The 19,176-nt window shown below is 67.9% G+C and carries 22 protein-coding genes; 16 read left to right on the plus strand and 6 right to left on the minus strand.

The features are described from left to right. Positions 1-233: 233 nt before the first annotated feature. From QO033_RS19340 to ureG, 10 genes are all read left to right on the plus strand, one after another. Positions 234-815 (plus strand): amino acid synthesis family protein, encoded by a 582-nt coding sequence (locus tag QO033_RS19340; protein WP_284482612.1) that lies wholly within the window; start codon positions 234-236, stop codon positions 813-815. A gap of 75 nt (positions 816-890) precedes the next feature. Beyond that, positions 891-1,334 carry an acyl-CoA thioesterase gene (locus tag QO033_RS19345; RefSeq protein WP_284482613.1) on the plus strand — a complete coding sequence of 148 codons (444 nt, stop codon included), beginning with the start codon at positions 891-893 and terminating at the stop codon, positions 1,332-1,334. 22 nt (positions 1,335-1,356) lie between these two features. After that, on the plus strand, positions 1,357-2,169 hold the full coding sequence (locus QO033_RS19350) for an urease accessory protein UreD (RefSeq protein WP_284482614.1): 813 nt from the start codon (positions 1,357-1,359) through the stop codon (positions 2,167-2,169). A 3-nt stretch (positions 2,170-2,172) separates the two neighbouring features. Further along, positions 2,173-2,475, plus strand: coding sequence for an urease subunit gamma (locus tag QO033_RS19355; RefSeq protein WP_284482615.1), 303 nt, complete (start codon positions 2,173-2,175; stop codon positions 2,473-2,475). Positions 2,476-2,493: 18 nt separating this feature from the next. Beyond that, the gene (locus QO033_RS19360; RefSeq protein ID WP_284482616.1) at positions 2,494-3,081 is read left to right on the plus strand and encodes a HupE/UreJ family protein; all 588 of its coding nucleotides are present in this window, start codon (positions 2,494-2,496) and stop codon (positions 3,079-3,081) included. A 12-nt stretch (positions 3,082-3,093) separates the two neighbouring features. Continuing rightward, positions 3,094-3,399, plus strand: coding sequence for an urease subunit beta (locus QO033_RS19365; RefSeq protein ID WP_284482617.1), 306 nt, complete (start codon positions 3,094-3,096; stop codon positions 3,397-3,399). A 157-nt stretch (positions 3,400-3,556) separates the two neighbouring features. Next, positions 3,557-5,317: an urease subunit alpha gene (gene ureC, locus QO033_RS19370; RefSeq protein ID WP_284482618.1), complete on the plus strand. Its 1,761-nt coding sequence runs from the start codon at positions 3,557-3,559 to the stop codon at positions 5,315-5,317. 247 nt (positions 5,318-5,564) lie between these two features. Continuing rightward, positions 5,565-6,131 carry an urease accessory protein UreE gene (ureE, locus tag QO033_RS19375; protein WP_284482619.1) on the plus strand — a complete coding sequence of 189 codons (567 nt, stop codon included), beginning with the start codon at positions 5,565-5,567 and terminating at the stop codon, positions 6,129-6,131. Further along, positions 6,103-6,789 (plus strand): urease accessory protein UreF, encoded by a 687-nt coding sequence (locus tag QO033_RS19380; protein WP_284482620.1) that lies wholly within the window; start codon positions 6,103-6,105, stop codon positions 6,787-6,789. Before ureE ends, QO033_RS19380 begins: the two co-directional genes overlap by 29 nt. Next, entirely contained in the window at positions 6,786-7,397 is a 612-nt protein-coding gene (ureG, locus tag QO033_RS19385) for an urease accessory protein UreG (protein WP_284482621.1), read from the plus strand. Before QO033_RS19380 ends, ureG begins: the two co-directional genes overlap by 4 nt. 34 nt (positions 7,398-7,431) lie before the next feature. On the opposite strand, the gene QO033_RS19390 is transcribed toward ureG, so the two are convergent. Both QO033_RS19390 and argE read right to left on the minus strand, forming a co-directional pair. After that, positions 7,432-8,598, minus strand: coding sequence for an amidohydrolase (locus tag QO033_RS19390; protein WP_284482622.1), 1,167 nt, complete (start codon positions 8,596-8,598; stop codon positions 7,432-7,434). Between the two features lie 28 nt (positions 8,599-8,626). Next, positions 8,627-9,784, minus strand: a complete 1,158-nt coding sequence (gene argE, locus QO033_RS19395) for an acetylornithine deacetylase (RefSeq protein ID WP_284482623.1) — start codon at positions 9,782-9,784, stop codon at positions 8,627-8,629. A 215-nt stretch (positions 9,785-9,999) separates the two neighbouring features. On the opposite strand from argE, the gene eutB reads away from it, so the two are divergent. The 5 genes from eutB (at position 10,000) to QO033_RS19420 (ending at position 14,495) form a co-directional block, all read left to right on the plus strand. Beyond that, positions 10,000-11,007, plus strand: a complete 1,008-nt coding sequence (gene eutB, locus QO033_RS19400; RefSeq protein ID WP_284482624.1) for a hydroxyectoine utilization dehydratase EutB — start codon at positions 10,000-10,002, stop codon at positions 11,005-11,007. Then, entirely contained in the window at positions 10,997-11,983 is a 987-nt protein-coding gene (locus QO033_RS19405) for a cyclodeaminase (protein WP_284482625.1), read from the plus strand. The genes eutB and QO033_RS19405 overlap by 11 nt, the downstream gene beginning before the upstream one ends. Before the next feature lie 81 nt (positions 11,984-12,064). Then, positions 12,065-12,559, plus strand: a complete 495-nt coding sequence (locus QO033_RS19410) for an Lrp/AsnC family transcriptional regulator (protein ID WP_284482626.1) — start codon at positions 12,065-12,067, stop codon at positions 12,557-12,559. Between the two features lie 219 nt (positions 12,560-12,778). Further along, positions 12,779-14,149 (plus strand): aspartate aminotransferase family protein, encoded by a 1,371-nt coding sequence (locus QO033_RS19415; RefSeq protein ID WP_284482627.1) that lies wholly within the window; start codon positions 12,779-12,781, stop codon positions 14,147-14,149. A gap of 124 nt (positions 14,150-14,273) precedes the next feature. Then, the gene (locus QO033_RS19420) at positions 14,274-14,495 is read left to right on the plus strand and encodes a hypothetical protein (RefSeq protein ID WP_284482628.1); all 222 of its coding nucleotides are present in this window, start codon (positions 14,274-14,276) and stop codon (positions 14,493-14,495) included. 23 nt (positions 14,496-14,518) lie between these two features. On the opposite strand, the gene QO033_RS19425 is transcribed toward QO033_RS19420, so the two are convergent. After that, a complete protein-coding gene (locus QO033_RS19425) occupies positions 14,519-15,898 on the minus strand; it encodes an SLC13 family permease (RefSeq protein ID WP_284482629.1) in 1,380 nt (459 codons plus the stop codon). A gap of 73 nt (positions 15,899-15,971) precedes the next feature. Here QO033_RS19425 and QO033_RS19430 point away from each other — a divergent pair, with 73 nt between their 5' ends. Continuing rightward, complete coding sequence (locus QO033_RS19430) at positions 15,972-16,781, plus strand: AraC family transcriptional regulator (RefSeq protein WP_284482630.1); 810 nt, start codon at positions 15,972-15,974, stop codon at positions 16,779-16,781. A 22-nt stretch (positions 16,782-16,803) separates the two neighbouring features. Here QO033_RS19430 and QO033_RS19435 read toward each other — a convergent pair whose 3' ends face one another. From QO033_RS19435 to QO033_RS19445, 3 genes are all read right to left on the minus strand, one after another. Next, a complete protein-coding gene (locus tag QO033_RS19435) occupies positions 16,804-17,190 on the minus strand; it encodes an MAPEG family protein (RefSeq protein ID WP_284482631.1) in 387 nt (128 codons plus the stop codon). Positions 17,191-17,533: 343 nt separating this feature from the next. After that, the gene (locus tag QO033_RS19440) at positions 17,534-18,916 is read right to left on the minus strand and encodes an acetyl-CoA carboxylase biotin carboxylase subunit (RefSeq protein ID WP_284482632.1); all 1,383 of its coding nucleotides are present in this window, start codon (positions 18,914-18,916) and stop codon (positions 17,534-17,536) included. After that, positions 18,916-19,161, minus strand: a complete 246-nt coding sequence (locus QO033_RS19445) for an acetyl-CoA carboxylase (RefSeq protein WP_321170054.1) — start codon at positions 19,159-19,161, stop codon at positions 18,916-18,918. The genes QO033_RS19440 and QO033_RS19445 overlap by 1 nt, the downstream gene beginning before the upstream one ends. Positions 19,162-19,176 lie beyond the last annotated feature (15 nt).

Raw genomic sequence — 19,176 nt, forward strand, 5'->3', positions numbered from 1 at the left:
GGAAGTTAAGTGCCGTCGCGCCAATGGTACTGCGTCTCAAGACGTGGGAGAGTAGGTCACCGCCAAACCTAATAAGCGCTCTTGTATCTCTATATACGATAAAATTTACCCAAACATAAAAGCAATCTCAGTTCTTAATCGCGTCGCTTCGGTCCGATGCGCAGAACGCTTCCCTGGCTGACAGCTCGAAACCCTCGCGCTATACCTCACACACACATCGTGAGACCAAAGCCATGAGCCTGATCGACATTCGCAAACGCGCCCTGCAGACCGAGACCATCTATCGCGAAATCGGCCCGGCGCCGTCGGCACCGGTGCGGATGGCTGCCGCCCTCGCGGTGATCGCCAACCCCTATGCCGGCCGCTATGAACCCGATCTGATGCCCTTCATGGCGGAATTGCGCAGCCTCGGCACCGCGCTTGCCACCGAACTGGTGGAGACGTTGGGCGGGGCCGAACACATCGAAGTCTATGGCAAGGCGGCCATCGTCGGGCTCAATGGCGAGATGGAGCATGGCGCGCTCTGGCACGAAGCCGGCGGCTGGGCGATGCGCGAGGTATTGGGCGCTCCCAAGGCGATCGTGCCCTCGAACAAGGCCGTCGCCGTTGCCGGGTATCGGCTGATGGTACCGGTCCACAACATCCACGCCGCCTATGTCCGCAGCCACTTCAGCAGCATGGAGATCGGCCTGCAGGACGCGCCCCGGCCAGATGAAATTCTCTATGCGCTGATCATGGGCACCGGCGGGCGGATCAACCCCCGCGCCGGCGGATTGCGCAAACAGGATATTCAGGGCGAGGACGGCCAGCGCTGAGGTCATCGGCTTTTGCCCCGGGCGACCAGCCTGTGCTAGACCAAGGCCGGAAACCGGCAGAGGAGGCCCCGGCGCATGACCCAGGAAATCGAATGTTATCGTGGGGTTGTCCACCCCTGGCTATGCGACGCCATGGGCCATATGACCACCCGCCACTATACCGCGATGTTCGATGACGGGTCCTATCACCTGCTGGCGGAACTGGGATTCGGGCCGGAGATGCTGGCCCGTCGTCAGGGCTTTGCCGATGTGAATCTGAACATGACCATGCAGGCGGAACTGGCGGCCGGGGATCTGACGGTGGTCTCCGGTCGGGTGATCCGCATCGGCGGCAAATCCATGGTCCTCGGCTACAGCATGCGCAACCGGACGACCGGCGATCTGGCGGCGGAGCTGATCGCGACGACGGTGCAGTTCGATCTGGAGGCGCGCCGCGCCATCGAGGTTCTGCCGGTCATCCGCGACACGGCCCGCCGGCTGTTTCCCGAGGCCGAGATCGCCCCGGGATCGGCGGCGTGACCGCAGGCCGGATGTGACGCCGGTGCCGCAGAGCCCTGTTGCCGCGCAGCCGCGGGCGGAAGGCCAGCTGACCCTCTCTGCCAAGCGGCAGGGGGCGAACAGTGTGCTTGATCGCTATCGGCCGAGTGGTGCGATGAAGGCGATGTTCCCGCGCCGCCCCGGGCCGTTGCAGGCCATCGCCATCAACAGCGCCGGAGGTATCACCGGCGGCGATCGCCTGGCCATCGCGGCAGAGGCGGGGCCGGGCGCGCATCTGATCCTGACCACCCAGGCGGCGGAGCGCGCCTATCGCGCCGCCAGCGGCTGGGGCCGGTTCGACACGGAGCTGCGGGCGCGGGCCGGATCGACCCTGTTCTGGCTGCCGCAGGAGCTGATCCTCTATCAGGGCGCGGCGCTGTCCCGCAGCCTGACCATCGCGCTGGAGGCAGACGCCCGCCTGTTGATGGTGGAGCCGGTGATCTTCGGTCGCACCGCGATGGGGGAGCGGCTGACCGAGGCGGCCTTTCGCGACCGGATCGCCATCGACCGCGACGGCAAGCCGCTCTATCGCGATGGGCTGCGGCTTGAGGGCGATCTCTCTGCCCGGCTCGCCCGGGCCGGAATTGGCGGTGGCGGCGGTGCCATGGCTTCGGTTCTCTATGTCGCACCGGATGCGGATGCCCATCTGGCAGCGCTTCGGGCGGAAATGCCCCCCACCGGGGGCGCAACCCTCTTGCGTCAGGGCGTTCTCGCGGTCAGGCTGATCGCCGAGGACGGGTTTCACCTGCGCCGCCATCTTCTGCCGGTCCTGGATCGGTTGAGCCAAGACACACTGCCGACGTCCTGGAGACTGTGACCTATGCAATTGACCCCACGCGAGAAAGACAAGCTGCTGATCGCCATGGCCGCCGAAGTGGCGCGCAAGCGGTTGGCGCGGGGCGTCAAGCTGAACTACCCCGAGGCGATCGCGCTGATCACCGATGCGGTTGTCGAAGGCGCCCGTGACGGCCGCTCCGTCGCCGACATGATGGAGGCCGGCGCCGAGGTGATCACCCGCGACCAATGTATGGAAGGCATCCCCGAGATGATCCACGAGGTTCAGGTCGAGGCCACCTTTCCCGACGGCACCAAGCTGGTGACCGTCCACAACCCCATTCGCTGACCAGCCAGGAGAGCCCAGATGATCCGTCCGCTGAAACACCTGATCCCCGCCCTCGCCCCCGCCCTGCTGATCGCCCAGCCGGCGCTGGCGCATCTCAACCCGGGCGAGCATGGCTCTTTCCTGGCCGGGGCGACGCATCCGATCTCGGGCGCCGATCACGTTCTGGCGATGGTCTGCGTCGGGCTCTGGGCCGCGCTGCTGGGCGGCCGGGCGCTGTGGATGGTGCCGGCGGCCTTTGTCGGGGCCATGAGCGTCGGTTTTCTCACCGCGCTGGGGGGCCTGCCGCTGCCCTTCGTTGAACCGGTGATCCTGGCATCCTCGGTGGTGCTGGGGCTGCTGGTCGCGGTGGCGGCACGGCTGCCGGTTGCCGCCGGCGCGGCTGTTGTCGCGGGTTTCGCGCTGTTCCATGGCCACGCCCACGGGGCGGAGATGGGCGGTGCCCAGGCGATGAACTATCTGGCGGGCTTTGCCGCGGTCACCGCCGCGCTGCATGTCGCCGGGCTGGGCTTCGGCCTGCTGCTGGGCAAGGCCAGCCGCCAGCCGATCCTGCGCGGGACCGGTCTTCTGGTTGCCGCCGCTGGTTCCGCCCTGGCGCTGGCCGGCTGAGGAGGCGCGGCGATGATCCCCGGAGAGCTGTTTCCCGCTGAGGGGGCTCTGACCCTCAATGCCGACCGCGAGGCCATCACCCTTATGGTCGCCAATACCGGCGACCGGCCGGTGCAGGTCGGCAGCCATTACCACTTCGCCGAGACCAACCCGGGGCTGGACTTCGACCGCGAGGCCGCCCGGGGCATGCGTCTGGATATCGCCGCCGGTACCGCCGTGCGGTTCGAACCGGGTCAGCGCCGCGAGGTGCGGCTGATCCCGATGTCCGGAGCCCGGCGCATCTACGGCTTCAATCAGAAGGTGATGGGGGCACTGTGACGGGGAATGTGCCCTTCGCGCCCCTCGCCTTGTCGAACACGCAACAGAGGGTCGCGCCCTCCCAGGGGGGAGGAGCGGGCGTGATCCGGATCGCAGGCGATCCGGGACGTCCTGTTCGTTTCCCCGTCTTTCGCTTCAGCCCAAAGGGGATGTTCTGATGCCCACCCAAATCTCCCGCGCCTCCTATGCCGCCATGTTCGGGCCCACCGTGGGCGACCGGCTGCGGCTGGCAGATACCGATCTGATCATCGAGGTGGAGCGTGACCTGATCGCCGAACGTGCCGGCGCCGCCACCAGCGGTGGCTCGGGTGCCAATGCGCTCTCCTACGGCGAAGAGGTCAAGTTCGGCGGCGGCAAGGTGATCCGCGACGGTATGGGGCAATCCCAGGCCACCCGTGCCGAGGGTGCCGTCGATACCGTCATCACCAATGCGCTGATCGTCGACTGGACCGGCATCTACAAGGCCGATGTCGGTCTCAGGAACGGGCGCATTCACAAGATCGGCAAGGCCGGCAACCCCGACACCCAGCCCGGCGTCGATATCATCGTGGGCCCGGGAACCGAGGCGATCGCGGGGGAGGGCAAGATCCTCACCGCCGGCGGCATGGACAGCCATATCCACTATATCTGCCCGCAGCAGATCGAGGATGCGCTGCACTCCGGCCTGACCACCATGCTGGGCGGCGGCACCGGCCCCGCGCACGGAACGCTTGCCACCACCTGCACCCCCGGCCCCTGGCACCTGGGGCGGATGTTGCAGGCGGCCGATGCCTTCCCGATGAACCTGGCCTTCGCCGGCAAGGGCAACGCGTCCTTGCCCGCGGCGCTGGAGGAACAGGTGCTGGCCGGCGCCTGCTGCCTGAAGCTGCATGAGGATTGGGGCACTACCCCCGGCGCCATCGACTGCTGCCTGGGCGTCGCCGACGACATGGACGTGCAGGTGATGATCCATACCGACACGCTGAATGAATCGGGTTTCGTGGAAAACACCGTCGCCGCCTTCAAGGGCCGCACCATCCATGCCTTCCATACCGAAGGCGCCGGCGGCGGCCACGCCCCCGATATCATCAAGGTCTGCGGTGAGGAGTTCGTGCTGCCGTCGTCGACCAACCCGACCCGGCCCTTCACCCGCAACACCATCGAGGAACACCTCGACATGCTGATGGTCTGCCACCATCTGGACAAGTCGATCCCCGAAGATGTCGCCTTTGCCGAAAGCCGGATCCGGCGGGAAACCATTGCGGCCGAGGATATCCTGCACGACATGGGGGCGTTTTCGATCATCGCCAGCGACAGCCAGGCCATGGGCCGGGTGGGAGAGGTGCTGATCCGCACCTGGCAGACCGCCGACAAGATGAAGAAACAGCGTGGCCGGCTGGCTGAGGAGACCGGCGACAACGACAATTTCAGGGTGCGCCGCTATATCGCCAAATACACCATCAACCCGGCCATCGCCCATGGCATCGCCGGTGAGATCGGCAGTATCGAGGAGGGCAAACGCGCCGATCTGGTGCTCTGGTCGCCGGCCTTCTTCGGAGTGAAACCGGATATGGTGCTGATCGGCGGAACCATCGCCATGGCGCAGATGGGCGATCCCAATGCCTCGATCCCGACGCCGCAGCCGGTCTATTCCCGGCCGATGTTCGGTGCCTATGGCCGCAGCGTCGAAAACTCGGCAGTGATCTTCGTGTCGGAGGCGGCGCAATCCGACGGCATCGCCGCGCGGCTGGGGCTGGCGAAACAGACGGTGGCGGTGAAGAACACCCGCGCCATCGGCAAGAAGGACCTCAAGCTGAACGACGCCACCCCGAAGGTCGAGGTCAATCCGGAGACCTATGAGGTGCGCGCCGACGGGGAACTGCTGACCTGTCAGCCGGCGGAGGAGCTGCCGATGGCACAGCGGTACTTCCTGTTCTGAGGGGGAGCGCAGCTAACCCGAACCCGTTGTTTCCAAGAGACCGAAGCTTCGTACTCGGCCTCTGGTCGGGTGCGGATCGGGGCTGAAGTCCCGGGGGACAGCCATTCGATGGGGGAGGGTGTTTCAACTCCTCCCCCATTCGCCCCTTTGCCTTCCCGACAGGAAGGGGCCAAACTGACAGAAACCGCATGCCGGGGATTGGCCCGCCGTCGCCACGCCGCCCCGGACACTTCCAAGGACGACCCAGATGACCGATCTTCCCCTGGCCCAGAGCTTTCACCGCAAGGGTGAATGGCAGGGCGATGCCGAAACCGTTTCGCTCGATTACGACGGCCGCTTTCTGCGGCGCAAGAAACTGGTAACCGCGGCGGGGCTCGCCTTCGTTGTCGATCTGCCTCAGACCACCTCTCTCGACGATGGCGATGCGCTGATCCTCTCCGACGGTCGGCTGGTGGCGATCCGCGCCGCGGCGGAGGAGGTGCTCTGCATCACCGGCCCGCTGTTGCCGCAGCTCGCCTGGCATATCGGCAACCGGCACACCCCCTGCCAGATCGCCGCCGACCGGTTGGTGATCCAGCGCGACCCGGTGATCCGGCACATGCTGGAGCATCTCGGCGCCACGGTGACCGAGGAAATCGTCCCCTTCACCCCCGAGGGCGGCGCCTATGGCCATGGGCGCACCCACAGCCACGAACATGTGCATACCGCTCATGGCGACCACGCCCATACCCACGCGCATGGGCACAGCCATTCCCACAGCCATGACCATGACCACGGCCACGCGCATGACCACGGCCCTGAACATTCCCTCTGACCCTGCGATGGCGGGGTTCGACGCCGGGCTGCTGACGCTGGCACAATGGATGTCACCGGCCTACCCGCTGGGCAGTTTCGCCTATTCCCACGGGTTGGAAAGTGCGATCCGCGCTGGCTGGATCGCCACGGCCGCCGATCTTCGGGGCTGGCTCGAAGATCTGCTGCAGGACGGCTCCGGCCGTGCCGATGCCAGCTTTCTCTGGGCCGCCTGGCGGGCGGAGACCGAGGCGGCGCTCCTCGCCCTCGATGCCGAGGCGCGGGCCTTTTCCCCGGCGGCGGAGCGGCAGCGGGAAGGCGCGCGGCAGGGGGCGGCCTTTGCCCGCTCCACCGCCGCCGTCTGGGGGATCGCCCTGCCGGAGCTGCTGTTGCCGCTGGCCATCGGTCGGGCGGCACGGCTGATGGGGCTGGACCCGCAGGCCGCCTGCGCGCTCTACCTGCAGTCCTTCACCTCGAACCTGGTGTCGGCGGCGGTGCGGCTGATCCCGCTGGGGCAGACCGAAGGCCAGCAGGTTCTGGCGGCGTTGTCGCCGCTCTGCCCGCGCATCGCGGCCGAGACATCGGCAGGCGATCCGGCGGCGGTTTACTCCAACGCCTTCCTGTCGGATATCGCCGCCATGACCCATGAAACCCTGGAACCGAGGCTTTTCCAATCATGACCCAGATGAACGGCCCCCTGCGTATTGGTATCGGCGGCCCGGTGGGCGCCGGCAAGACCACGCTGACCGCCCGGCTGGCCGAGGCGCTGAAAGATGACTATTCGATCGGCGTGATCACCAATGACATCTACACCCAGGAGGATGCCGAGGCGCTGATGCGGATGCAGATCCTGCCCGGCGACCGCATCATCGGGGTGGAGACCGGCGGCTGCCCGCATACCGCCATCCGCGAGGACGCCAGCATCAACCTAGCGGCCGTGGCCGAGATGCAGGCGCGCCATCCGGAGGTGGAGATCGTGCTGATCGAATCCGGCGGCGACAATCTTTCGGCCACCTTCAGCCCGGAACTGGCGGATGTGACCGTCTATGTCATCGATGTCGCCGCGGGCGAGGAAATCCCGCGCAAGGGCGGGCCGGCGATCACAAAATCCGACCTGCTGGTGATCAACAAGACCGACCTGGCCCCCTATGTCGGCGCTTCGCTCGACGTGATGGACCGCGATGCCGCCCGGGTGCGCAGCGGCCGGCCGTTTCTCTTCACCGCGCTGAAGCAGGCGGAGGGGGTCGACCGGGTGGTCGGGGAGCTGAAGTCCATCGCGGGCCTCTGATCCGGGAGGCCCCGGCCTGCCCCGTCCCGATCTGTCACGGGGTGCCGAGGATCTCCTCGACGATGGCGGAGAAGATGGTGGCGCCGATCGGGATCAGATCGTCGGGAAAATCGAAATCGGGGTTGTGCAGCGCCGGGTGATCCTCGCCGGAGCCGAGCAGGAGAAATCCCAGCACCGCCTCCGCCCCGAAGCGGCCGAAGTCCTCGGAGGCGCGCATCGGCAGCGGCTCGGGGCCATGCGGCCGGCCGATCCGATCCAGCGCCCGGGTGACGATGACGGCGGCCTCGGCATCGGTGCTGGTGGTCAGGAAGACATCCTCATAGCCGATCTCGACCGCCAGCCCATGAGCGGCGGCCTCGGTCGCGACCAGCGTCTCGGCCTCGGTCACCAGCCGGTCCATGCGCGGATCGCTCAGCGCCCGCAGGGTGACGAAGATCTCGGCCTCGCCGGGGGCGATACCGAAGGCGGGTTCGCCCATCCGCGCATGGGTGACGGTGGCCAGGGCGAAATTCCCGCCGGTCTCGGCGCCGCCGGATCCCAGCGCGGTCAGCGCGGGCATCAGCGCCGCCATCGCCGGCATCGGCGACACCCCGCGTTCGGGTTGCGAGGCATGGGCCGTGCGGCCGGTCAGCCGGATCCGCATCCCACGAGAGGCGCAGGCCCCGGGCCCGGCATTCACCGCCACATGGCCCAGTCGCATGCCTGGCATGTTATGGATGGCAAAGGCATAATCCGGACGCAGCGGTTCGAACCCGGGATCGGCCAGCACCCGCGCGGCGCCGGCGCCGTCTTCCTCGGCCGGCTGGAACAGCAGCACGACCGATCCGCGCGGCGGCCGCTGCCGGCCCAGCAGCCGCGCCATCGCCGCGAGCATTGTCATATGGCCGTCGTGTCCGCACAGATGCCCCTTGCCCGGTAGCTCGGAGGCATGCGCCGCGCCGGAGGTCTCCTGGATCGGCAGCGCATCGAGCTCGCAGCGCAGCAGCACCCGCGGCCCGGGCTCCACCCCTTCGTAGAGCGCAGCAACCCCGGTGCCGCCCAGCCCGGTCACCAGACGCTCCGGCCCTGTGGCCGCCAGCATCGTCGCGACCCGGCGGGCGGTCTCCACCTCCTCACCCGACAGCTCGGGATGGCGGTGCAGCGCCCGTCGCCAGGCGGTGAGCTCGTCGATATCGGTATTGCTCAGGCGCGGTGTGGTCATGATCCCTCTCCGGCGGTCGCTGCCGGGGTCAGAGCAGCTTGCGCTCCAGCCCCTTCAGCATGTCGATACAGTGCCCCAGCTGCTCAAGGCTGAGGTATTCATTGGCCTTGTGGGCCTGGGCGATGGACCCGGGCCCGCAGACCACCGCGCTCATCCCGATGGACTGGAACAGGCCGGCCTCGGTGCCGAAGGCGACCAGGTCGGTGTCATTGGCGCCGGTCAGCTCGCGCAGGATGTCACGGGCCTCGTTGGCCTCCGCCGGTTCCAGCCCGGCCACCTCGCCGATGGTTTCCAGATCGATCCGCGCCTGCGGGTGCACCGCGCGCATCGCCGGCAGCAGCACCTCCCGGCAATAGGCGTCGATCTCGCCCCGCACGTAATCGCGGTCGCTGGCGACCACCGGGCGCATCTCCCAATCGACGCTGCATTGCCCGGCGATGACGTTATGGGCGACACCGCCTTCGATCCGGCCCACCTGCAGGGTGCTCCACGGCGGCTCGAACCGGCTGTTCACCGGCACCCGGGTCTTCAGATCGTCGCGCAGCTCCAGCAGCCGGCCGATATAGCGGGCGGCATATTCCACCGCCGAGACGCCACGGTCGGGTTGCGAGCCATGGCCTTCGAGCCCGTGAAACCGCGCGGTGTACTCGCAGCAGCCCTTGTGGCCCTCGATGATCCGCATTTCGGTCGGTTCGCCGATGATCGCCACCGCCGGTCGGACGCCGACGCGGTCGATCTCCGCCACCAGCTGGCGGGCGCCGAGACAGCCGACTTCCTCATCGTAGGTGAAGCAGAAATGCACCGGGCGGCGCAGCGGCAGATCGGCATAGGCCGGCGCCATCGCCACGGCGGCGGCGATGAACCCCTTCATGTCACAGCTGCCCCGGCCATAGAGCCGATTCTCGGCCCGCCGCATCCGGAACGGATCGGACAGCCAGCCGTCTTCCTCCGCCGGCACCACATCGCTGTGGCCCGACAGCACGATCCCGCCATCCGTCTCCGGTCCCAGCGTGGCGAAGAGATTGGCCTTTATCCCGCTGTCGTCGGTCATCAGATGCACCCGCGCACCGCTCTGTTCCAGGCGGTCGGCGAGATAGGCGATGATATCCAGATTGCTGTCGGCAGAGACCGAGGGGAAGGCGATCAGATCGGCCAGGATATCGGCGGCGGTTTGGGTGTCGGGCATTGCGGGGCCTCTCTCGGTGGGGGGAAAGGGCGGGCAGGGCGGCATGGCCTCTCTCTGCGGTCGCAGAAGTCGGGCGATATTGCAAGGGGCGGGGGCCGCGACGGCGCCGCAAAGGCGGGCGTCCGGGCGCAGCCGCCGGGAGGACGACCAGACCGGCGGGGCCTTTGCCCGGCGGCGGGGTTCCCCGGCGGGCCGAAATCTGCACACTGGCGGATATGACGCTGACGCTTGCCGATATCTTCGAGGCCGCGCGCCGCCTGCGCGGGGTGGCCGATAATACGCCGCTGGTGCCGTCGCCGGCGCTCTCCGCCCGGGTCGGGCAGGAGGTGCTGCTGAAGCTGGAGATCGCCCAGCCGATCGGCGCCTTCAAGCTGCGCGGAGCGCTGAACGCGGTGGCGGCGCTGCCGGCGGACTGTCCCGGCGTGACCTGCTGTTCCACCGGCAACCACGGGCGCGGGGTGGCCTGGGCGGCGGCGCAGCGCGGTCTGCGGGCGGTGATCTGCATGTCCGCCCTGGTGCCCGAGGCGAAGGTGGCCGGTATCCGGGCGCTGGGGGCCGAGGTCTTCATTCACGGTCGCAGCCAGGACGAGGCGATGGCCGAAAGCCGGCGGCGCGCCGCGGCGGAGGGGCTGGTGGAGATTTCCCCCTTTGACGATGCACGGGTGATCGCCGGGCAGGGCACCATCGGGCTGGAGCTGATGGCGGCGCGCCCGGATCTGGAGACGATCCTGGTGCCGCTGTCGGGCGGCGGGCTGGCGGCCGGGGTGGCGCTGGCCGCCCGGTCCATCAAGCCGCAGCTCCGGGTGATCGGGGTCAGCATGGCGCGGGGCGCAGCGATGGCGGCCTCTCTGGCGGCGGGCCATCCGGTCGAGGTGACCGAGCAGGCCAGCCTCGCCGACAGTCTCGGCGGCGGCATCGGTCTGGACAACCGGCTGAGCTTTGCGCTCTGCCGCGCTCTGCTCGACGACGTGCTCCTGGTGACGGAGGAGGAGATCCGCGACGCCATGCAGCTGCATTTCTTCGAGGACCGGCTGGTGACCGAGGGCGCCGGCGCGGTCGGGGCCGCGGCGCTGATGTCGGGGCGCCTGCCGCCGTCACAGGGGCCGGTCGCCACCATTCTGACCGGGCGCAATCCGGACATGGCCGGTTTCCTCGCCCTGATGGCAGGGGAAGACATCGCGCTCGGCGATCTGATCATCCGGGGGAAGACCTATGGCACATGATATCCGCATCGTGACGGAGGCGGAGTTGCGCGCCGCGCTCAGTCTCGATCTGACCATGGTGGAGGTGATCGAACGCGCCTTCGCGGCACTGGCCGAAGGTGGTGTGGTGATGCCGCCGATCCTGTCGATGGAGCTGCCGCAGGTGCATGGGGAGGTCGATGTGAAGACCGCGTATCTGCCTGGTTTCGACGGTTTCGCCATCAAGGTCAGCCCGGGGTTCTTTGACAATCCCAAGCTGGGCCTGCCCAGCCTCAATGGGCTGATGATCCTGCTGTCGGCGCAGACCGGTCTGGTCGAGGCGGTATTTCTGGACAACGGCTATCTCACCGATCTGCGCACTGCCGCCGCCGGCGCCGTCGCCGCCCGCCATCTGGCACCGGAGCGGGTGGAGACCGCCGGGGTGATCGGCACCGGGGTGCAGGCGCGGCTGCAGATGCAGGCGGCGCATCTGGTGCGCCCCTTCACCCGCCTGCTGGTGCATGGCCGCGATCCGGCCCGGGCCGAGGCCTGCGCCGCCGATCTGTCCCGGCTGCTGGGCGTTCCGGCGGAGGTGCGGGCAGAGGCCGCCTCGCTGCTGGCTGACAGCCAGCTGGTGGTCACCACCACGCCGGCGCGCAGCCCGGTGGTGATGGCCGACTGGCTGCACCCGGGGCTGCATATCACCGCCATGGGATCGGATCAGCCCGGCAAGAACGAGATCGAACCCAGGGCGCTGATCGCCGCCGATCTCTATGTCTGCGACCGGGTCAGCCAATGCGAGCTGTCGGGGGAACTGGAGGCGGCGGTGTTGCAGGGGCTGTGGACCCGCGGCACGCCGCCGGAGCTGGGCCAGATCGTCGCCGGCCAGCATCCCGGGCGGCAGCGGGTGGAGGAGGTCACCATCGCGGATCTGACCGGAACCGGGGCACAGGACACCGCCATCGCCAGCCATGTGCGCCGGCTTCTGGGGCAGACCGGCACGCTGATCCGGGCCTGAGCGCGGCCCGGGAACCGGCGCTGTTTCGCGCGCCTGCCGGCTCTGCTACCAGCGGAGAGAGGGTTTGGAGAGTGAGACGGGATGAGCGGTCCGGACAAGCGTGATATCGACATTCTCAAGGTGCTGGCCGCAGAGGGGCGCATCACCAAGACCGAATTGGCCGCCCGCGTCGGCCTGTCGCCGACGCCGGCCTGGAACCGGCTGAAAAAGCTGGAAAAGGCGCGGATCATCGAAAGCTATCAGGCGCGGATTAATCTGAAGAGGGTGGCGCCCTCGGTCACTGTTTTCGTCGCCGCCGAACTGGCCGATCACACTGCCGCCAGCTTTCGCGCCTTCGAGGACGCGGTGCAGCAGCACGACCGTATCGTCGCCTGCTGGGCGCTGGGCGGCGGATACGACTACCTGCTGCAGATCGTCGCCCGCGATATCGACGATTACCAGCGGTTCATCGACGATCTGCTGGAGGCCCGGCTGGGGCTGGCGCGCTATTTCACCTATGTGGTGACCAAGCCGGTGAAATCCGGGGGGGTGCCGCCGCTGGAGCTGTTGCTGGGCGATCCCGGCGCCGCCGACTGAGCCGGAGAGGAATCCTCTGTCAGAGCCACCCGGGGCAGAGGATTTTTCTGCATGGGCGGCGGAATTCGGTCCCGATCGCTGCCACGGCTCTGCCATGTTCCGGACATCTCCGCTGCGCAACCCCGCGCGGACCGGCCGGGGGCATCCTGTGTCGGCCCGTGCCGGTGTCCGGTTCTTGCCGACGGGCGCAGCGGATCCACCGCCACAGGAGCCGCCGCGATGCTGAAGAACGATCAACTCGAGACCTGGGATCGGGAGAATTTCTTTCATCCCTCCACCCATCTGGCGCAATTCGCCCGGGGTGAGCTGCCGCAGCGGGTACTGACCGGCGGTTCGGGCTGTCATATCGAGGATCGTGACGGGAACCGGCTGCTCGACGCCTTTGCCGGGCTCTATTGCGTCAACGTCGGCTATGGCCGGAGCGAGATCGCCGAGGCCATCGCCGCCCAGGCGAAGGAGCTGGCCTATTACCACGCCTATGTCGGCCATGGCACGGAGGCCTCGATCACCCTGGCCAAGATGATCCTGGACCGTGCCCCCGACCACATGAGCCGGGTCTATTTCGGCCTTGGCGGTTCGGACGCGAATGAGACCAACATCAAGCTGGTCTGGTATTACAACAACGTGCTGGGCCGTCCGGAGAAGAAAAAGATCATCTCGCGCTGGCGCGGCTATCATGGCTCCGGGCTGATGACCGGATCGCTGACAGGGCTGGAGGGGTTCCAGAAGACCTTCGATCTGCCGCTGGACCGGGTGATCCATACCGATGCGCCCTACTATTTCCGCCGCGCCGACCCGGGCCAGAGCGAGGCGCAGTTCACCGACCAATGCGTCGCCAGTCTTGAGGCGCTGATCGAACGGGAGGGCGCCGATACCATTGCCGCCTTCATCGGCGAACCGGCGCTGGGCACCGGCGGGCTGGTGCCGCCACCCGAAGGCTACTGGCCGGCGATTCAGGCGGTGCTGGACCGGAACGACATCCTGCTGATCGCGGATGAGGTGGTCACCGGTTTCGGCCGGCTCGGCAGCATGTTCGGCTCGGGCCACTATGGCATCCGCCCCGATCTCATCACCATCGCCAAGGGGCTGACCTCGGCCTATGCGCCGCTGTCGGGCTCGATCGTTTCCGACCGCATGTGGAAGGTGCTGGAGCAGGGGACCGACGCCTATGGCCCCATCGGTCACGGCTGGACCTATTCGGCGCATCCCATCGGGGCGGCGGCTGGGGTCGCGAACCTCAGGCTGCTGGACGATCTCGGCCTGGTGCGCAACGCCGGCGAGATGGGCGCCTATCTGAAGGCGGCGCTGACCGAGGCGCTGGGCGATCACCCGCATGTGGGCGATATCCGCGGCGAAGGCCTGCTCTGCGCGGTGGAATTCGTCCGCGACCGCGACAATCGCAGTTTCTTCGACGCGGCGGAGAAGGTCGGCCCGACGGTGGCGGCGCGGCTGCTGGATCAGGGGGTGATCGGCCGGGCCATGCCGCAGGGCGATATTCTGGGCTTTGCCCCGCCGTTCTGCCTGACCCGGGCGGAGGCGGATGAGATCGTCGCCAAGACGGTCCGGGCGGTGGCGGCGGCCGGGCTGTGACCCGGGGCTGATCGGGGCGGGCGGTGCCGGCCGCCCGCCTGCGAAATCAACCTTTGTCGTTTTGCGTAAAATGTCCCAGAATGCCGGGAGTATCTGTTCGGGTGGCATTTTACGGGGGCCGGGAATGAAAACGGGACTTGCACTGATCGTCGTGACACTTGCCCTGGCCGGCTGCGGCCAGCGCTATGCCGAGGCATGGTATCAGCGCAAGGCGCAATGCGCCGGCGGCGACTACACCGCCTGTTCCGAGATCGGCCATCAGGCCCGCGCCGCCATGGGCGGGCCATCGGTGTCGCCAGCGGCCAGCGCCGTACCGATGCCGCTGTCGACCCCGATCATCGACTGAGCTCGGGGCGCCGAGGCGCGGGCTCAGAACATCCCCAGCAGCCGCCACCACAGGTAGTCGAGCGGGATGAAGATCAGGAAGGTCAGCGCCACCAGCGACAGGGTCATCTTCAGCAGTGGCCGGGTGGATTCGCCGGCCAGCCCCATCGCCACGATCAGCGGGCCGATCTGATAGGGAAAGAACACCGTCGAGAAGCCGATCACCTGGGTCATCACCACGGTTTCGAGCGGAAGGCCGGTGGCATTGGACAGATCCTGTGCGATCGGGGTCAGCACCGCCGGCAGCCCGGCCATGGTGGTGAAGACGCCGGTCAGGATCCCGAGGGTGGAGATCGACAGGAAGTTCAGGAAATCCTGCCCCTGCTGCAGCGGCAGCAGCGCGGTGACGTGATGCGCCACGATCGGCCCCAGCCCGGTCGAGGTCACCACCGCTCCCAGCGCCAGCGCCCCGGAGATGAAGAGGATCACGCCGAAATCCACCGCGCCTTTGAACACCTTGGGCGGTACGAAGCCGGTTTGCGGTGTCAGCAGCACCAGAGAGGTGGCCAGCCCGATCCAGGCCGGGTTCAACCCGTGCATCTGGTCGGTGGCCCAGAGCGCCACGGTCACCAACAGGATGCCGAGCAGCGCCAGCTGCCGCCGCGCCGCCCCGGGCCGGTGATCGAAGCCGGGGGCGGGCCGGTCGGTGGTGACTTTGGCCGGGAAATACAGCAGCACCAGCAGCACGATGGCGATGGATTTGACGATGCCCAGCACCGGATAGTGCAGCAGCAGGTAATCGGCATAGCTGAAATGCAGCCCCAGCGTTCGCTCTGCCACCCCGGCCATCACCACATTGGGGATATTCGATGGCAGGATGCCGAAGCTGGGCATATTGGTGCCGAAGGCGATTACCACGGCCACGCCAGTGCGCCCCTTGCTGCCCTTGTCCAGCCCCAGCACATCGGCCAGTGCCATGCCGACCGGCACCAGCACCGCCGCCCGCCCCATCGAAGAGGGCATGAGAAAGCCCATGATGGCGCCGATCAGCATCAGCCCTGCGATCAGCACCGCGTAGCTGTGCGAAAGATGCGGCCGCGCCAGGGTGCCGATCCGGGCGCCCAGCCCGGAATGGGTGATCGCGGCGCCGATGACGAAACCGGTGACCACCAGCCAGATCGCGGTGGAGGAGAAACCGGAGAACACCACCGTCGGTGGCGCCAGATCCAGCAGCAGCAGCGTGGTGAAGAAGAAGGCGGAGCCGACATAGGCCGGCACGATCCCCGTCGCCCAGAGCCCGAGCGTGAGCAGCACCACGCCGAAGGTCAACGCCTGGCTCTGGTTCAGGCCGCCCGGCAGGCTGAGCGAGACGGCCAGCGCGACCAGCGCGATGACGATGATGATGAGTTCCTTGAAATATCGCATGAGGGGATCCTGGTGGCAGGGAAGGCGCGATAGAGACCTATGAAATCTCTCAGGAATGCTCTAGAACGACATTATGCCAAAACATGTCGAATATCCGTCAAGCCCCCTGCGTGAGCCCACCGGCGACGGGTTCGATCTGTCGCCGCGGCGGCCGGTGATCGCCCGCTGCGGCACGTTGGGCAGCGGTTTTGCGGTGCAGCCGCATGCCCATCCGCGGGCGCAGCTCGTTCTCTGTCTCGACGGAACGTTGCGGCTGCGGGCGGGAGAGGATGTCTGGATGGTGCCGCACAAGCACGCGGTGTGGATTCCCGGCGGTCAGCGGCACCAGCTGTCGACCCAGACGGCGCTGCGCGTGCGTCACCTCTATGTCGCGCCGCAATTTGCCGCCCGCGCCGGGCTGCCGCAGAGCTGCACGGTGCTGCGCGGCTCGCCGCTGTTGCGTGGCATTGTCGAGCGTCTGGCAGAGGTGGCCGACCCGGCGGCGCCGGCGGCCCGGCGTCTGGCCTGGGTCGCCCTGGACGAGATCGCCAGGCTGAGGCCCGCCGCGCTGCATCTGCCCGGCGCGCGCGACAGCCGGCTGGCCATGGCGATGGCGCATTTCCTGCGCCATCCCGAGGAACGCCGCAACCTGGCCGAGGTTGCCCGCGACATCGGCACCTCCGACCGCACGCTGGAGCGGCTCTTCGTGGCGGAGACCGGCATGACTTTTCGTGACTGGCGCGGCAAGCTGCGCTGCATGGTGGCGCTGGAGGGGATCGAGCGGGGCGAGACCAGCACCGCGCTGGCCGGGCGGCTGGGCTATTCCAGCCCCTCGGCCTTTATCGCCGCGTTTCGCCGGCAACTGGGGGCGCCGCCCTCGGCCTTTCGCAAGGATGCGGTCTGACCGGGGCGAGGCGCCTGCCCGGTCAGATCAGCGCCATCAGGATATCGGCAACCGACAGCACCAGCAGCAGGGCGAAACAGCTGAGAATGCCGTATTTGCGGCCCCAGCTGCGATCATCGCGCTGCATGCCATAGGCATGGGCGGCGCGCGACAGGATCAGCACGATCCCCGCCAGATGCACTGCCAGCGCCGGGGCGCCCTGCGCCTCCAGCGCGCCGATCAGGATCAGGGTGATCGGCGCGTATTCGGCGAAATTCGCATGGGTGCGCACGCGGCGGTTCAGCGTGTCGTCGCCGCCGTCGCCCAGCGACTGTTTCAGGACAACGCGCTGCTTGATCACGTGGAACGACAGGAAGAGATACATCAGGCCGGCGAGACCGGCGTAGAGGGCGGTGATGGTCAGGGTCATGGGTCCGTTTCGTCTGGCTGTGGGATATCCGCGCTCCAGCTCATATTCCGAAATCGTTGAGTGTCGATGCACAGCCGCCGTGCGCCGATGCGCTGTGACTCCTCGTCGCGGCGCGGGGATGAAAATTTCACCGCCCGAGGGGGAGGGGGCATCCGATTGCGGGCGATGGGAGGCACCGTGCCGTGACGGCGCGGATCGCCTTGGCCGTGTGGGCCGGCAGTCGAGGGAAGGAGGGATCGCAGACAGGCGGAACTGACCGGGCAGACTGGTGCGGCGGGATGTCGAGCCGCTGCCGCGCGGCCGAGGGAGGCCACGGGGCCGAAACCCCGCGGCGGAGCCGGGGTCAGGCAGATTTGGCCAGCGCGGCCGCTTCGGCCCGGGCCTTCAGCCAGTCTTCCAGCCAGAGGGTCGAGACCGCGCCGGCGCGCACATCCGGGTCCTGCACCAGCGCCCGGTGCAGGCTGGCAGTGCTGGGGCCGGGGCCGATGTCCAGCTCGCTCAGCGCACCGGCCATGCGGTTCAGCGCCCCGTCGCGGCTGCTGTCCCAGACGATCAGCTTGCCCAGCAGCGAATCGTAATAGGGCGGCACCTTGTAGCCGGGATAGACGCCGGTATCGAAGCGTACACCGGGGCCGCCGGGCAGGGTCAGGGTTTCGATCACTCCCGGCGCCGGGAAGAAGTGCCGCTCCGGGTTCTCGGCATTCAGCCGTACCTCGATGGCGTGGCCGGTGCAGCGGATGTCGTCCTGACGCAGCGATAGCGGTGCGCCGCCGGCGATCAGCAGCATCTCGCGCAGCAGGTCGACGCCGGTGATCATCTCGGTCACCGGATGCTCCACCTGGATGCGGGTGTTCATCTCGATGAAATAGAACGCCTCGCGCTGCATGTCGTAGAGATACTCCAGCGTCCCGGCACCGCGATAGCCGACCTCTTCGGCCAGCCGCACCGCCGAGGCGCAGAGCTCCTGGCGCACGGTCTCGGGCAGGAGCGCGGCGGGCGCCTCTTCCCAGACCTTCTGACGGCGCCGCTGCAGCGAGCACTCCCGTTCGAACAAATGCACCGCCCGGTTGCCGTCGCCGAGGATCTGCACCTCGATATGGCGGGCTTTCTGGATGAAGGCCTCGATATAGAGCCCGTCGTCGCCGAAGCCGGCGCGCGCCTCCGCCATGGCGGTGGGGACGGTGGCGATCAGCTCCTCGCGGGTTTGGGCGATGCGGATGCCGCGGCCACCGCCGCCGGCCGCCGCCTTGACCATGACCGGATAGCCGATCTGTTCAGCCACCGCGACGGCGCTGTCGAGATCGGCGATGCGCCCGTCGCTGCCCGGCACCACCGGCACCCCTGCGGCCAGCGCCGCGGTCCGCGCGTTCACCTTGTCACCCATGCGGTCGATGGTGTCGGCGTCGGGTCCGCAGAAGATCACCCCCATCTCTGCCACCCGGCGGGCGAAATCGGCGTTCTCGGACAGAAAGCCATAGCCGGGATGCACCGCGTCGGCGCCGCTGTCGCGCAGCGCCTGCAGGATCCGCTCCACATCCAGGTAGGACTTCGGCGCCGGGGCCGGGCCGATCACCCTCACCTCGTCGGCGAGCCGGGCGGCCAGCATGTCCTGATCGGCCTCGCTGACCACCTGCACGGTGCGGATGCCCAGATCGCGGGCGGCCCGGATGATGCGCACCGCGATCTCGCCGCGGTTGGCGATCAGAAGCTTGCGGATTCCGGACATCAGGCCTGCTCGATCTCGCAGACCGGGGCACCCGGTTCGATGCTCTCGCCATCGGCGGCGCTGTAGCCCTTGAAGGTGCCGGCCAGTTCGGCCTCCACCGGCATGAAGGATTTCATCACCTCGATCAGCGCCAGCGTATCGCCGACGGCAACGGCGTCACCGGGGGTCTTGAACGGCTCCGCATCGGGCGAGGGCTTGTGATAGAGAATCCCGGGAAGCGGTGCTTCGATGGTCTGCAGGGACATGGTCGGATCCTTTCG

It is taken from the genome of Pseudodonghicola flavimaris, assembly GCF_030164425.1.
Classification (GTDB): Bacteria; Pseudomonadota; Alphaproteobacteria; order Rhodobacterales; family Rhodobacteraceae; genus Pseudodonghicola; species Pseudodonghicola flavimaris.

What these genes read in the sequence shown, in the direction of transcription:
- QO033_RS19360 (WP_284482616.1), top strand. Translation starts at nt 2,494, where the DNA reads ATGATCCGTCCGCTGAAACACCTGATCCCCGCCCTCGCCCCCGCCCTG.
- QO033_RS19410 (WP_284482626.1), top strand. Translation starts at nt 12,065, where the DNA reads ATGAGCGGTCCGGACAAGCGTGATATCGACATTCTCAAGGTGCTGGCC.
- QO033_RS19445 (WP_321170054.1), bottom strand. Translation starts at nt 19,161, where the DNA reads ATGTCCCTGCAGACCATCGAAGCACCGCTTCCCGGGATTCTCTATCAC.
- ureC (WP_284482618.1), top strand. Translation starts at nt 3,557, where the DNA reads ATGCCCACCCAAATCTCCCGCGCCTCCTATGCCGCCATGTTCGGGCCC.
- QO033_RS19390 (WP_284482622.1), bottom strand. Translation starts at nt 8,598, where the DNA reads ATGACCACACCGCGCCTGAGCAATACCGATATCGACGAGCTCACCGCC.
- QO033_RS19415 (WP_284482627.1), top strand. Translation starts at nt 12,779, where the DNA reads ATGCTGAAGAACGATCAACTCGAGACCTGGGATCGGGAGAATTTCTTT.
- QO033_RS19355 (WP_284482615.1), top strand. Translation starts at nt 2,173, where the DNA reads ATGCAATTGACCCCACGCGAGAAAGACAAGCTGCTGATCGCCATGGCC.
- QO033_RS19430 (WP_284482630.1), top strand. Translation starts at nt 15,972, where the DNA reads ATGCCAAAACATGTCGAATATCCGTCAAGCCCCCTGCGTGAGCCCACC.
- ureG (WP_284482621.1), top strand. Translation starts at nt 6,786, where the DNA reads ATGACCCAGATGAACGGCCCCCTGCGTATTGGTATCGGCGGCCCGGTG.
- QO033_RS19440 (WP_284482632.1), bottom strand. Translation starts at nt 18,916, where the DNA reads ATGTCCGGAATCCGCAAGCTTCTGATCGCCAACCGCGGCGAGATCGCG.
- eutB (WP_284482624.1), top strand. Translation starts at nt 10,000, where the DNA reads ATGACGCTGACGCTTGCCGATATCTTCGAGGCCGCGCGCCGCCTGCGC.
- QO033_RS19340 (WP_284482612.1), top strand. Translation starts at nt 234, where the DNA reads ATGAGCCTGATCGACATTCGCAAACGCGCCCTGCAGACCGAGACCATC.
- QO033_RS19405 (WP_284482625.1), top strand. Translation starts at nt 10,997, where the DNA reads ATGGCACATGATATCCGCATCGTGACGGAGGCGGAGTTGCGCGCCGCG.
- QO033_RS19420 (WP_284482628.1), top strand. Translation starts at nt 14,274, where the DNA reads ATGAAAACGGGACTTGCACTGATCGTCGTGACACTTGCCCTGGCCGGC.
- QO033_RS19425 (WP_284482629.1), bottom strand. Translation starts at nt 15,898, where the DNA reads ATGCGATATTTCAAGGAACTCATCATCATCGTCATCGCGCTGGTCGCG.
- ureE (WP_284482619.1), top strand. Translation starts at nt 5,565, where the DNA reads ATGACCGATCTTCCCCTGGCCCAGAGCTTTCACCGCAAGGGTGAATGG.
- QO033_RS19345 (WP_284482613.1), top strand. Translation starts at nt 891, where the DNA reads ATGACCCAGGAAATCGAATGTTATCGTGGGGTTGTCCACCCCTGGCTA.
- QO033_RS19380 (WP_284482620.1), top strand. Translation starts at nt 6,103, where the DNA reads ATGACCACGGCCCTGAACATTCCCTCTGACCCTGCGATGGCGGGGTTC.
- QO033_RS19365 (WP_284482617.1), top strand. Translation starts at nt 3,094, where the DNA reads ATGATCCCCGGAGAGCTGTTTCCCGCTGAGGGGGCTCTGACCCTCAAT.
- QO033_RS19435 (WP_284482631.1), bottom strand. Translation starts at nt 17,190, where the DNA reads ATGACCCTGACCATCACCGCCCTCTACGCCGGTCTCGCCGGCCTGATG.
- argE (WP_284482623.1), bottom strand. Translation starts at nt 9,784, where the DNA reads ATGCCCGACACCCAAACCGCCGCCGATATCCTGGCCGATCTGATCGCC.